15 protein-coding genes are annotated in these 12,038 nt (G+C 75.1%); 6 read left to right on the top strand and 9 right to left on the bottom strand.

From position 1 onward, the window contains the following. Positions 1-15: 15 nt before the first annotated feature. The 3 genes from ACFOYX_RS18695 to ACFOYX_RS18685 are packed head-to-tail and all read left to right on the top strand — an operon-like array spanning position 16 to position 2,393. Complete coding sequence (locus ACFOYX_RS18695) at positions 16-1,023, top strand: LacI family DNA-binding transcriptional regulator (protein WP_109803694.1); 1,008 nt, start codon at positions 16-18, stop codon at positions 1,021-1,023. A 60-nt stretch (positions 1,024-1,083) separates the two neighbouring features. Continuing rightward, positions 1,084-1,497, top strand: a complete 414-nt coding sequence (locus ACFOYX_RS18690; protein WP_322443371.1) for a RidA family protein — start codon at positions 1,084-1,086, stop codon at positions 1,495-1,497. After that, positions 1,497-2,393 (top strand): GNAT family N-acetyltransferase, encoded by an 897-nt coding sequence (locus tag ACFOYX_RS18685; RefSeq protein ID WP_322443370.1) that lies wholly within the window; start codon positions 1,497-1,499, stop codon positions 2,391-2,393. Before ACFOYX_RS18690 ends, ACFOYX_RS18685 begins: the two co-directional genes overlap by 1 nt. A 61-nt stretch (positions 2,394-2,454) precedes the next feature. Here ACFOYX_RS18685 and ACFOYX_RS18680 read toward each other — a convergent pair whose 3' ends face one another. Together ACFOYX_RS18680 and ACFOYX_RS18675 are read right to left on the bottom strand one after the other, a co-directional pair. Then, entirely contained in the window at positions 2,455-2,970 is a 516-nt protein-coding gene (locus ACFOYX_RS18680) for an O-acetyl-ADP-ribose deacetylase (protein WP_322443369.1), read from the bottom strand. Position 2,971: 1 nt separating this feature from the next. Then, entirely contained in the window at positions 2,972-3,763 is a 792-nt protein-coding gene (locus ACFOYX_RS18675) for an EI24 domain-containing protein (RefSeq protein WP_322443368.1), read from the bottom strand. Between the two features lie 64 nt (positions 3,764-3,827). On the opposite strand from ACFOYX_RS18675, the gene ACFOYX_RS18670 reads away from it, so the two are divergent. Further along, complete coding sequence (locus ACFOYX_RS18670; protein WP_322443367.1) at positions 3,828-4,829, top strand: YafY family protein; 1,002 nt, start codon at positions 3,828-3,830, stop codon at positions 4,827-4,829. Here ACFOYX_RS18670 and ACFOYX_RS18665 read toward each other — a convergent pair. Then, positions 4,820-5,734: an SDR family oxidoreductase gene (locus tag ACFOYX_RS18665; protein WP_109803689.1), complete on the bottom strand. Its 915-nt coding sequence runs from the start codon at positions 5,732-5,734 to the stop codon at positions 4,820-4,822. The genes ACFOYX_RS18670 and ACFOYX_RS18665 overlap by 10 nt on opposite strands. A gap of 77 nt (positions 5,735-5,811) precedes the next feature. Here ACFOYX_RS18665 and ACFOYX_RS18660 point away from each other — a divergent pair, with 77 nt between their 5' ends. Further along, positions 5,812-6,498 carry a DNA polymerase beta superfamily protein gene (locus ACFOYX_RS18660; protein WP_322443378.1) on the top strand — a complete coding sequence of 229 codons (687 nt, stop codon included), beginning with the start codon at positions 5,812-5,814 and terminating at the stop codon, positions 6,496-6,498. Between the two features lie 53 nt (positions 6,499-6,551). Here the strand turns inward: ACFOYX_RS18660 and ACFOYX_RS18655 are convergent, their stop codons facing one another. The 5 genes from ACFOYX_RS18655 to ACFOYX_RS18635 form a co-directional block, all read right to left on the bottom strand. Beyond that, on the bottom strand, positions 6,552-7,289 hold the full coding sequence (locus tag ACFOYX_RS18655; RefSeq protein ID WP_322443365.1) for an alanyl-tRNA editing protein: 738 nt from the start codon (positions 7,287-7,289) through the stop codon (positions 6,552-6,554). An 11-nt stretch (positions 7,290-7,300) separates the two neighbouring features. Continuing rightward, entirely contained in the window at positions 7,301-8,188 is an 888-nt protein-coding gene (locus tag ACFOYX_RS18650) for an alpha/beta hydrolase (RefSeq protein WP_322443364.1), read from the bottom strand. Next, entirely contained in the window at positions 8,185-8,505 is a 321-nt protein-coding gene (locus ACFOYX_RS18645; RefSeq protein ID WP_109803686.1) for a DUF2516 family protein, read from the bottom strand. Before ACFOYX_RS18645 ends, ACFOYX_RS18650 begins: the two co-directional genes overlap by 4 nt. 72 nt (positions 8,506-8,577) lie before the next feature. Then, positions 8,578-9,261, bottom strand: coding sequence for a hypothetical protein (locus ACFOYX_RS18640; protein WP_322443363.1), 684 nt, complete (start codon positions 9,259-9,261; stop codon positions 8,578-8,580). Next, entirely contained in the window at positions 9,258-9,866 is a 609-nt protein-coding gene (locus tag ACFOYX_RS18635; RefSeq protein ID WP_238455388.1) for a helix-turn-helix domain-containing protein, read from the bottom strand. Before ACFOYX_RS18635 ends, ACFOYX_RS18640 begins: the two co-directional genes overlap by 4 nt. Positions 9,867-9,977: 111 nt before the next feature. On the opposite strand from ACFOYX_RS18635, the gene ACFOYX_RS18630 reads away from it, so the two are divergent. Continuing rightward, positions 9,978-10,775: an alpha/beta hydrolase gene (locus ACFOYX_RS18630; protein WP_322443362.1), complete on the top strand. Its 798-nt coding sequence runs from the start codon at positions 9,978-9,980 to the stop codon at positions 10,773-10,775. Between the two features lie 245 nt (positions 10,776-11,020). On the opposite strand, the gene ACFOYX_RS18625 is transcribed toward ACFOYX_RS18630, so the two are convergent. Then, complete coding sequence (locus tag ACFOYX_RS18625) at positions 11,021-11,980, bottom strand: asparaginase (protein WP_322443361.1); 960 nt, start codon at positions 11,978-11,980, stop codon at positions 11,021-11,023. Positions 11,981-12,038 lie beyond the last annotated feature (58 nt).

Here is a 12,038-nt window from a genome sequence, read left to right as displayed (position 1 = left end):
GTGGTGGTGACGGGGATGACGACGGCACAACGACCGACCCTGGAGGCGGTGGCCCGACGGGCCGGGGTGTCCCGGGCCACGGTCTCCCGGGTGGTCAACGGCTCCACCACGGTCGCGGAGTCGATCCGGGACGCGGTCCGCCGGGCGGTCGAGGAGCTGGGGTACGTGCCGAACCTGGCCGCCCGCAGCCTGGTCACCCAGCGGACCGACTCGGTCGCCCTGGTCATGCCCGAGGAGGCCACCCGGGTCTTCTCCGACGACCAGGTGTTCCCGGGCATCATCCGGGGGGTCAGCCAGGAGCTGGAGGCGGCCGACAAGCAGCTCGTGCTGATGCTGGCCGGGTCGCCGGCCGGGCACCAGCGGGTCGAGCGCTACACCACCGGTCGGCACGTCGACGGCGTGCTGTTCGCCTCGCTGCACGGCGAGGACCCGCTGCCGGGCACGCTGGCCCGGCTCGGCATCCCGGTGGTGTGCAGCGGCCGCCCCCTGGGCGGCGCCCAACTGCCGTACGTGGACGTGGACCACGTCGGCGGCGTGAGCCGGGCGGTGCGGCACCTGATCGAGGGCGGCCGGCGGCGGATCGCCACCATCGCCGGGCCGCAGGACATGGTGGCCGGGATCGAGCGGCTCGTCGGATACCGGGAGACGGTGGCCGACGCCGGGCTGCCGGAGCTGGTCGCGTTCGGCGACTTCACCCGGGAGTCCGGCGGGGCCGCCATGCGCCAGCTGCTCGCCGAGCACCCGGATCTGGACGCGGTCTTCGCCGCCTCCGACCTGATGGCGCACGCCGCCCTGCGTACCCTGCGGGAATCCGGGCGGCGGGTACCGGCCGACGTGGCGGTGATCGGTTTCGACGACATCGAGACCGCGGCGTACACTGAGCCGCCGCTGACCACGGTCCGGCAGCCGATAGTGGAACTGGGTCGCGCGATGACCCGGCAGCTGCTGCGGATCGCGGCGGGTGAGGACGTCGAGCAGGCGTTCATCCTGCCCACCGAGTTGATCGTCCGCGACTCCGCCTGACCGGGCGGTCCCGCCGATAACCCGTCGCGGTGCGCTGCGGTGGGCAGCTACGGTCGCCCCGTGACCGGCACCCTGCACCTGATTCACGCCCCCGAACTCTCCGACGTCGCCGAGTACGCCTACGCGGCTCGGGTCACCCCGCCGGCCCGAATGGTCTTCACCGCCGGGGCCTGCCCGCTGGACGCCGCGGGCCGCACCGTCGCCCCCGGTGAGCCGGCCGCCCAGGCACGGCAGGTAATGGCCAACCTGGCGGCCGCGCTGGCCGCCGCCGGGGCGCGCCTCCCCGACGTCGTCAAGACCACCGTGTACGTCGCCACCACCGACCGGGCCGACCTGGTGGCCGTCTGGGAGGTGGTCCGGGACGCCTTCGGCGACCACGACCCGCCGAGCACGCTGCTGGGCGTGACCGTGCTGGGCTACCCGGACCAGCTCGTCGAGGTCGAGGCGGTCGCCGCCGTCCGCGAGGTGGGCTGATGCTGATCCGTGCCGCCCACCCGGACGACGCGCCCGCCGTCGTGGCTCTGCGCGCGCTGGTCTACCCGTACCTGGTGCGCGGGGTCGAGTCGACCCGCCAGATGATCACCGAACCGCCGCCGGGCGAGGAGTGGACCGCGTTCGTGGCCGAGGTCGACGGCCGGGTGGCCGGCTGGGTGTCGGCCTACCGCAACGGCGGCACGTCGGAGGCGGACTTCGGCGAGGTCTCCCTGCTGCACGTCCACCCCGAGCAACGCGGCCGGGGCGTCGGCGGGGCGCTGCTGGCCGAGGCGCTCGGTCACCTTCGTCCGCTGGGGATCCGCCGGGTGCGGACCGGGGCGCTGACCGATTCGCTGCCGTTCGCCCGCCGGCACGGCTTCACGCCGAGCCGGGAGCTGCGCTACTCCGCGCTGGACCTGCGGGCGACGCCGCCGCTGCCGGACACCCGGGACGGGGTACGGCTGCTGCCGCTGGCCGGGCTCGACCCGCGCCGGATGCACGCCGTCCACGTCGCGGCCGCCGCCGACGAGCCGGGCGACGCGCCCGCCGACGCGATCGGCTACGCGAGCTGGCGCTACGAGGTCTGGGACAACCTCGGGCTGGACCGGGAGGCCAGCACGGCCGTCGAGGTCGACGGGGAGCTGGTCGCCTTCAGCCTGGTCAAGCGGGACGGCGACCGCATGTGGTCGGACATGACGGCCACCGTGCCGGCGTACCGTGGCCGGCGGCTGGCCCGGCTGGCCAAGCTCGCCGCGCTGCACCACGCCCGCGCCCGCGGCGTCACCGTCGCCTACACCTCGAACGACGAGTCCAACGCCCCGATGCTCGCGATCAACGAGCGACTCGGCTACCGGCCGGTGGCCGCCCAGTGGTCCTGCCTCGCCGAGCTGAACTGAGCTGACGGGCCGACCGCCCCCGGCGGGGGTTGGTGCCACCCGCCGGAGCCGAACCGCCGGCTCAGCCGGTGGCGGCGACCCGCTCGGCGGTGGCGTACGTGTCGGGGTCGAAGAGGACCAGCCGGGCCTCGGTGACCCGCGCCGGGGTCGCCGCGCGGAGCACGGTCAGCGCCTGGCGTACCGCGTCGTCGACCGGCCAGCCGTAGACACCGGCGGAGATCAGCGGGAAGGCCACCGTCGCGGCGCCCAGTTCGTCGGCGACCGCCAGGCTGTTGGCGTAGCAGTCCCGCAGCAGCGCCGACCGGTCCTCGCCGGCGGAGAAGACCGGGCCGACGGTGTGGATCACCCAGCGGGCGGGCAGGTCACCGGCGGTGGTGGCGACCGCCTGGCCGGTGGGCAGGCCCCGGCCGTACCGGGAGGCGCGCAGGGCCCGGCACTCCCCGAGGATCGCCGGCCCGCCCCTGCGGTGGATCGCCCCGTCCACTCCCCCGCCGCCGAGCAGCGAGGAGTTGGCCGCGTTGACGATCGCGTCGACCCGCTGGGCGGTGATGTCCCCCGCCACCAGGGTGATCTCCATGTCAGCGCTCCTCGATGGACTGGCCGAGCGACCGGCGGGCGAGCAGGGTGGCCCCGGCCACGGCGGCCGGCATGACCAGCACCGCGCCGAGCGGGATCAGGAAGCAGACGAAGACCGCCACGCCGAAGCCCAGCGCCGTGGGCCGGTCCGCCTTCAGCCGGGTGCGGCGGTCCGGCAGCCGCATGCCCCGCCGGTAGAAGGGCGCCCCGACCAGTTCCAGGGTGAGGAACCAGCCGCCCACCGCCGCCCCGATCACCGGTACGACGGTCTGCCCCACCACCGGGATGAACCCGGCCGCGAAGAGCGGTACGCCGACCAGCGCCGAGATCGCCACCAGTCGCAGCGAGTCGACGACGCTGCGGCGCAGCGACGCCCAGAACGGCACGTCGACCGCGCCCGGGGCGCCCCCGTACCGCTCCTCGACCCGCTCGGAGATCTTCTCGTAGAACGGGTCGCCGATGACCAGGGTGACCGCGGTGAAGGTGACCACCGCGAGCAGCCCGCCCAGCCCCAGGAAGGCCAGCCCGGCGATCACCCGGACCAGGCCGCGCGGCGTCGCCGACCAGTCGTCCGCGAACGGGGTGACCAGCGCGGCCAGGTCGTCCACGAAGTACACCAGGGTGGCGAAGGCGGCGAGGAAGAGCACGCCGGAGAGCAGTGCCGGGACGATGCCGAGCAGCATCAGCCCGGGGCTGCGGACGTAGAGGCCGAGGCCGCGCAGGAGCAGCCCGGCGCCGGCGAGGAACCGGCCGACGGCGCCGGTGACCGGGGCGGCGAGGCGGGGTGCGTTCACGACCGCAGAGCCTAACGGTCCCCCGGCCCCGCGCCGGGCGACCCGACGCGGGCAGGATGGACGGGTGCGCGCGTCCCGGCTGATCTCGCTGGTCCTGCTGCTCCAGTCCCGGGAGACGATGACCGCGACCGAGCTGGCCCGGGAACTGGAGGTCTCCGAGCGGACGGTCTACCGGGACGTGCTGGCGCTCTCCGCCGCCGGGGTGCCGGTCTACGCCGACCGGGGCCGGGCGGGCGGCTACCGGCTGCTCGGCGGCTACCGGACCCGGCTGACCGGGCTGACCCGGGACGAGGCGGAGGCGCTGTTCCTGTCCGGGCTGCCCGGCCCGGCCGGGGAGATGGGGCTCGCCGACGCGGTGGCCGCCGCCGAGCTGAAGGTGCTCGCCGCGCTGCCGCCGAGCCTGCGGGACGCGCCCGCCCGCACCGGCCAGCGGTTCCACCTCGACGTGCCGGGCTGGTTCCGGGAGGCGGAACCCCCGCCGTGGCTGACCGAGCTGGCCCGGGCGGTGTGGCGGGACCGGGTGGTCGAGCTGCGCTACCGGCGCGGTGACCGGGAGGTCAGCCGCACCGTGCAGCCGTACGGGCTGGTGTTGAAGAGCGGGGTCTGGTACCTGGTGGGCCGGGTCGGCGACGGGCACCGGACGTACCGGGTGGACCGGGTGGTCGGCGTCGAGGTGGGCGAGGAGACCTTCGCCCGGGACGAGGGCTTCGACCTGGGGGCGTACTGGCGGGAGCAGGCCGAGGCGTTCCTGCGCGGCATGCTGCGGGCCGAGGTCACCGTCCGGCTCAGCCCCGCCGGCCGGCGGGCGTTGCGGCACGTCGCGGAGGCCCCCTTCGCGTACGACGCGGCGGTGACCGGCGCGGGCGAGCCCGACGGGCAGGGCTGGGTGCTGACCCGGCTGCCCGTCGAGTCCGTCCCGGTGGCGTACGACGTGCTGCTCCGGCTCGGTCCGGAGGTGGAGGTGCTCGACCCGCCGGAGCTGCGGGCGCGCTTCGCCGAGGCGGCCCGCCAGTCGGCGGCGCTCTACGCCGACGCGCCGGAGGGGCCGGACGCCGGTCAGCGGTAGCCGGTGTCGTCCGCCGGCTTCCCGGCGGCCACCACCTCGTCGTGATAGCGCGACCAGTGCGGCCTCGTGCCGTCGAGGTCGGTGAAGCCGTACACCTGGGCCAGCCCGCCGCTGTCCACGGACCTCCCGGTCCAGCGGGCCCGGTCGGGGTCGGCGGCCAGGGCGACCACCGCCCGCCCGACGAACGCCGGCGTCTCGGACATGACGAAGTGCGGGTCCTTCGCCGCGCCGTCGCGCCAGTTGGCCTCGGTGACCCCGAAGTGCTCCAGCATCGCCTCGGAACGCAGCCAGCCGGGGGTCAGCGCCACCGCCGTGCCGCCGTGCGGCGCCAGCTCGTGCGCCTGGGTGAAGGCGAGCCGGTTGACCGACACCTTGGCCAGGTCGTAGAAGACCGAGAGCCGGTAGGTGGAGTCGTTGTACTCCTTGGTGCCGTCGCCGATCTCGACCACCAGGCCGCCCGCGTTGCGGATCAGCAGCGGCAGCGCGAAGTGGCTGGTGATGATGTGGGTGTCCACGGCCAGCCGCAGGGTGCGGAAGCCCGCGTCGAGGGGCTGCTCCCAGACCGGCTTCTCCCAGGTGATCAGCGGGTCGGCGCCCCAGATGTCGTTGACCAGCACGTCGAGGCGGCCCTGCTCGGCGTCGATCCGCTCGACCAGCCGGCGTACCTGGTCGGGCTCCAGGTGGTCCACGGGCACGGCGATGCCGGTGCCGCCGGCGGCGGTGACCAGCTCGGCGGTCTCCTCGATGGTCTCCGGCCGGTCCAGCTCGGACCGGTGCTCGCGGGTGGTGCGGCCGGTGACGTAGACGGTGGCCCCGGCCGCGCCGAGCTGGACCGCGATCTGCCGGCCGGCGCCCCGGGTCGCCCCGGCGACGAGGGCGATCTTTCCTGTCAGCGGTGTCGTCATGCGCTCGACGGTGTCAGCAATACCTGACAGCCGAAGTCCGGTTTCCCGGGTGATCCGGATCCGCCATGATGGCCGGCATGCACCTGCTGCTCTCCGGGATCGTCGGCTCGGTCGCCTACGGGCTGGCCGGCCCCGGCTCGGACGTGGACCGGCTCGGCGTCTACGCCGCGCCGACGGTGGCCTTCCACGGCCTGCGCCCGCCCCGGGAGTCGGTGGTCACCACCGAACCGGACGTCACCCTGCACGAGGCGGCCAAGTACTGCCGGCTCGCGCTGAGCGGCAACCCGACCGCGACCGAGCTGATGTGGCTCCCGGACGACTGCTACGAGACGCGGACGGAGCTCGGCGAGCGGCTGATCGCCGTCCGGTCGGCGTTCCTCAGCGCGCCCCGGGCCCGGGACGCCTATCTCGGGTACGCCACCCAGCAGTTCCGCAAACTCACCACCCGGGACTCGTCGGTGGGCGGCCGGCGGCGCTCGGCGAAGCACGCCCGGCACCTGGCCCGCCTGTTGCAGCAGGGGCGGGTGCTCTACGCGACCGGGGTGCTGGAGATCCGGCTGGCCGATCCGGAGTGGTTCCGGGCCTTCGGCGAACGGGTCGCCGGCGGGGCGCTGGACGAGGCGGAGGCGCTGGTCGCCGAGGCGGAGCGGGACTTCGACCGGATCCGCACCCCGCTGCCGGAGCGGCCCGACGAGGAGACCGTGGAGCGGTGGCTGCTCGACGTCCGGGCCGCCTTCCTGCCGCCGGAACTCGCCCGGCGCTGACCCGGTGCCGCGCCCCGGCCCCGGCGGTCACCGCACGTCGGCGGCTGTGCTGGTCAGTCCGCCAGCCGGACGCGGACCCGGCGGTTGGCGCGGCCCTTGCTCTCCACCTTGACCACCTGGACCTTGCCGATCTGGGCGGTCGACGCGACGTGCGTGCCGCCGTCGGCCTGGACGTCCAGGCCGACGATGTCGACGATCCGGACCTCCTGCTCGTCCGGCGGGATCAGGTTCGACTGGGTACGGATGATGTCCGGCAGGGCCAGCGCCTCGGCCCGGGGCAGCACCCGGACGGCGACCGACCGGTCGGCGGCCACCTCGGCGTTGACCAGTTCCTCGATCCGGCTCTTGAAGTCCGGCGGCACCTCGGGGAGGTTGAAGTCCATCCGGGCCTCACCGGGTTCCATGTTGCCGCCGGTGACCAGCGCGCCGAAGTCGCGGAACACCACGCCGCAGAGCACGTGCAGCCCCGAGTGGGTACGCATCAGCATCGTCCGGCGGTCGTCCGCCACGGCACCGGTGACCGTGGTGCCGGCCGGCGGCACGGGGTCACCCTCGGCGGGGATGAGATAGAGGTCGTCGCCCTTGCGGGTGCCGACGATCCGGGTCTGCACGCCCTGCCAGAGCAGCACCCCGTGGTCCGGCGGCTGCCCGCCGCCGCCGGGGTAGAAGGCCGACCGGTCCAGCACGATGCCCTGCTCGGGGTCGGCCGCCAGCACCGTGCACTCCCACTCGCGCAGGGTGGGATCGGCGAGGTCGAGTCGGTGGGTACGGCCGTGGTGTGTGACGCCCATGACAGGCGACGTTACCCGTTGAGGAACCCGGAGATCCGCTCCCGCAGGTCGGCGCGTTCCGACCAGAGCACGCCGGGGCGGTCGTAGACGTGCAGGGTGGCGTTCGGCAGCGCGGCGGCCAGTTCCTCGGCGACCGGCACCGGATGCAGGTCGTCGTCCGCACAGCCGATCACCAGCGCCGGGGCGGTGACCTGGGCGAGCACGGCCGCGTCTCGCAGCGGCGCCTGCTCGGGCATGCTGGCCAGCCCGGGGGCGAGCCCGTCCCGGAGCAGCTGGTCCAGCCGCTGCCGCATGTACGCCCACCCGGCCGGGGTGTTCCGCACGGCGGGCGGCAGCTCCGTCGAGACGACCTCGGCCAGGGCGGAGGCGTCCCCGCTCTCCACCGCGTCGAGCAGGTCGGTCAGGCGGGCCCGGGCCACCTCGCCGCGCGGCTGGTCCAGCACGGCGGGCAGGAAGAAGACCAGCTTCTCGAAGCGTTCCGGGCTCTCCACCAGCAGCCGGCAGAGCGCGCCGGCGCCCAGGCTGGCGCCGAAGGCCCGGGTGGCGCCGCCGAGGTCGGCGACGGCCCGCAGGTCGCGGGCCAGGTCCAGATAGGTCCACCGGCCGGGCGGCGAGTCGGAGCGGCCGTGCCCGCGGAACTGGAAGAAGACCTTGCGGCCGGTGACCGCGCTGCCGAAGGGGCGGGTGGTGGCGATGCCGTTGCCCAGCCCGTGCGCGAACACCGTGACCGGGTCACCGGTGCCGGTGACCAGCCGCTCCAGCCGCACCCCGTGCGGGGTGGTGACCAGCTCGGTCTCCGGCTCCGGCAGCGCGGGACGGCCGGTGCGGGGCCCGCCCGGGCCGGGCCCCCAGGTGCGGGGACCGCCGTCCGGCGGCGGGGGCCAGCGGAAACCCCTCACCAGAAGCCTTTGCCGTCGTGCAGGTCGCGCAGCCCGACCCGGACGTCGAGCAGGTAGATCAGACCGGCCGCGATGCCGATCAGGGTGAAGATGCTCAGGACGCCGCCCCCGACGCCGAGCAGGGTCAGCACCAGGCAGACCGCGAGGATGGCGATCCAGCCGCCCTTGGGCAGGGTGCCGATCGCGGCGAACGCGTCGGAGCGCTGGGTGATGGCGTGCACCAGGGCCACGCCCTCGATGACCAGGGCGAAGACGAGCAGGATCAGCTCGATCACATAGCGGACTTCGTACGCGAAGATCGGCGCGGCGTTTGCCATGTCGGCAAGCTTATGCCGACGGCCCCGGAAACGTCCCGCAGGACGCTTCCGGGGCCGTCGATCCAGGCTCGACTACTCGGCGGCCGGACGGGTCCGCTTGGTGGCCTTCGGCAGCTTCGCCGACGGGGTGGCGGCCGGCTTGGCGGTCGCGGCCTTCGTGGCGGTGGCCTTGGTGGCCCGGGTCCGCGGGGTCTTGGCGGCGGCCGGCTTGGCCTCGACGACCTCGGCAACGTCGGCCGGGGTCGGCGCCTCGACCGGGGCGGCCGGAGTGGTGGTCGCGACCGGCGCGGCCTCCGTCGCCTCGATGTCCGCGTTCACCGTGTCGGCGGCCTCCAGCACGCCGGCGCCGACGACCCGCTCGCCGCGGGCGACCAGCTCGGCGTACGCGGCCAGGGCCCGCCCCTGCGCGGCCTGCGCGCCGGCCAGGGCGCGCTCCTGCGCGGCCTCGGCGGCGGACAGCACGGCGGCGGCGTTCCGGGTGGCGGCCTCACGGAGCTTGTCCAGGTCGAGGTCGGTCGGGACGGCCTTCTCCCGCAGCCCGGCCGCGGTCAGGTTCGCGGTCTTCAGCGTCTCGGTGGCCTTCTGACGCAGCTCGAAGCCGGTGACGACGGCCTTGCCGCCGAGGTCGGCGACGACCTTGGTGCCGAGGTCGGAGACCACGGTCGGGAGCTTGCGCAGCTGCTGCAGGGCCAGCTCACCGGCGCCGGCGGCGGCGTAGAGCGGGGCGGGGATGCGGTTGGTCTTCGGCTGGGTCATGACTTCTCCTCCTCGGCCGCACCGGCGGCCTTCGGCGCGGTCTTCCTCTGACGGGCGGTGCTGGTCGTCGGGGCGGGTGCGGGGCCCGCCTCGGTGACGGCGACCGACTCGAGGACCGCCTCGGTCGGGGTACCGTCCGGCGTCGTGGGGCCGGTGGCGGCCGGCGTCACGGTGCCCGGCGCCTCCGGGGCCTCGGCGGGCCCGGTGGCGGACGGCGCCGCGGGCTCGGCGACGGTGTTCGCGGCGGCGGTGGCCTCCGCGATCCGCGCGTTCTCCCGGCGGAACGTCTCGTAGATCTGGGTGAGCGACTGCTTCTGCGCCATGGTCAGCTCGGGGTCGACGGCGATGGCCGCGAGCACCCCCTGGCCTTCCTTGTCGTCCAGCAGGCCGGCCCGCAGGTACATCGCCGGGGTGGAGACGCGCAGCGCGCTGGCCAGTTGCTGCAGCACCTCGGCGCTCGGCTTGCGCAGGCCGCGCTCGATCTGGCTGAGATACGGGTTGCTGACGCCGGCCTGCTCGGCGAGCTGCCGCAGCGAGATCTTCGCGTTGCGGCGCAGATCGCGAATGAACCCGCCGACGTCGGGAAGGTCCTTGCTGGTGGCCATGACTCGACGCTAACCCGGGATGCTAGCAACTGCAAGCAAAGCGCTAACCGGAGTTAGCAAGGTCTCAGATCGACTGTTGCGCGCTCGGTGTCCGGTACGTACCGTCCTGGGGTGACCAAGATCGAAGTCAACGGCGCCCTGCTCGCGTACGACGAGGCCGGGACGGGGACGCCCGTGCTGCTGCTGCACGCCGGCATCGCCGACCGGAGGATGTGGCGGGAGCAGATCCCCGCGCTCGCCGCCCGGCACCGGGTCGTCGCCCTCGACCTGCGCGGCTACGGCGACTCCGAGCTGCCGCCGGTCCCCTTCGCCCACCACGAGGACGTGGTCGGCGCGCTGGACGCGCTCGGCCTCGACCGGGCCGCCCTGGTCGGGTGCTCGTTCGGCGGCAAGGTCGCCGTGGACACCGCCCTGGCCCATCCGGAGCGGGTCTCGGCGCTGGCCCTCTTCGGCGCCCCCGTGTCCGGCAGCGAATGGTCGGAGGAGACCGAGCAGCTCTGGGAGACCCTGGTCGGCGAGGTGGACCCGGAGGACTTCGCCGCGTCCGCCGCCGGCGAGGTGCGGTTCTGGGTGGTCGGCCCGGCCCGCCGGCCCGAGGACGTGGACCCGGAGCTGATCCGGTTCGCCCAGGAGATGGACCAGCGGGCGCTCGCCGCCGAACTGGCGTTGAGCGCCGTCGAGGTCGGTGAACTCGACCCGCCGGCGATCGACCGGCTGGGCGAGCTGCGGATGCCGGTGCTGGTCGGGGCCGGCGCGGCGGACGTGCCGGACATCAGCCGGCTCGCCGACCGCATCGCCGCCGAGGCACCCCACGGCGTACGCCTGCCCGACGTCCCGGACGCCGGCCACCTGCTGCCGCTGGAACGCCCCGGGCCGGTCAACGCCGCCCTGCTCGACTTCCTGCCATGACCGCCTCGCCGGCCGGTTCCGCCGCGACCGGGCGCCCGACCGGCGTGTCGCCGGCTCAGCGTCACCTGCCCGGACAGCGTCATGACTGTCGCCCAATCCGGTGACCAGTACCGGACGGACGGGGACGCGGCACCCGCCGCCGGACGGGAGGAAGGCCGCACCGTGGAGGGGCCCCCGGACGGGCGCCGCGCCGCGCCCGCCGGCGCCCGCCACCGGGCGGCCGGGGCAGGCCGGGGCGCGTGGAGTCACCAGACGGCGCGGACCGCCCCGACCGGCAGGCCGCCACCGAGCAGCGGCACGTCGGCGTACTCGGTCAGGACCGGAGCGTCGACGCCGAGCCGGCGCAGCGCGGAGACCAGCACGGGCATCCGGGCGCGGGCCGCGCCGTCGTCGATCTTGAGGGCGACCGCGCCGATCCCGGGGACGGCCGCCGCGATGACGCCCTCGGCGCCGACCTTGGCCAGGAGGCCGGGTACGCCCCGCATCAGCCGGGTGTCGTCGGCCTGGGTGCCGCCCACCAGTTCCGGGAACGCCCGCATCGCGTCGGCCACGGTCCGCTCGACGTTGCCCGGCTCGGCCGAGACCAGCCGCAGGTACGCCCGGGCCAGCCCGGTCAGCGAGACGGCGAGCACCGGCGCGCCACAACCGTCGACCCCGACCGCCGCCGCCTCCTCGCCGGTGAACTCCTCGATCGCGGCGGTCAACCGCCGCTGCAACGGGTGGTCGGGCCGCCAGTACCCGTTCAGCGGCCAGCCGGCCGCCAGGCAGGTCAACAGCATTCCGGTGTGCTTGCCGGAGCAGTTCATCTGGATCCGCCTCGGCCCGCCGCCGGCCCGCAGCACGGCCTCCCGGGCCGCGTCGCCCACCGGCAGGTCGGGCGGGCAGTGCAGCGCCGTCTCGTCGAGCCCGCCGCGGCGGAGCAGCGCGCCGACCCGTTCCAGGTGGAACTCCTCGCCGGCGTGGCTGGCCGAGACCAGCGCCACGTCCGCCGGGTCGGTCAACGGCAGGCCGGCGCGGAGCATCCCGACCGCCTGCATCGGCTTGCTGGACGAGCGCGGGAAGATCGGGGAGACCCCGTCCCCGGCGCCGGCCACCACCGCGCCGGCCGCGTCCAGCACCACCACCGAGCCGCGGTGCAGCCCCTCCACGAAGCCGGACCGGACCACCTCGACGAGCGGCACGCCGCCCTCGTACGTCTTTCCCACGAGGTGGACGGTACCGACGGGCCCGGCGGCCCCGGCACCCGGGTGACCAGCGGCGTCG

It is taken from the genome of Micromonospora sp. GCM10011541, assembly GCF_042650725.1.
Lineage (GTDB): Bacteria > Actinomycetota > Actinomycetes > Mycobacteriales > Micromonosporaceae > Micromonospora > Micromonospora sicca.
The sequence above is the reverse complement of the archived record's forward strand: the minus strand, read 5'-3'. Positions and strand labels throughout refer to the sequence as shown.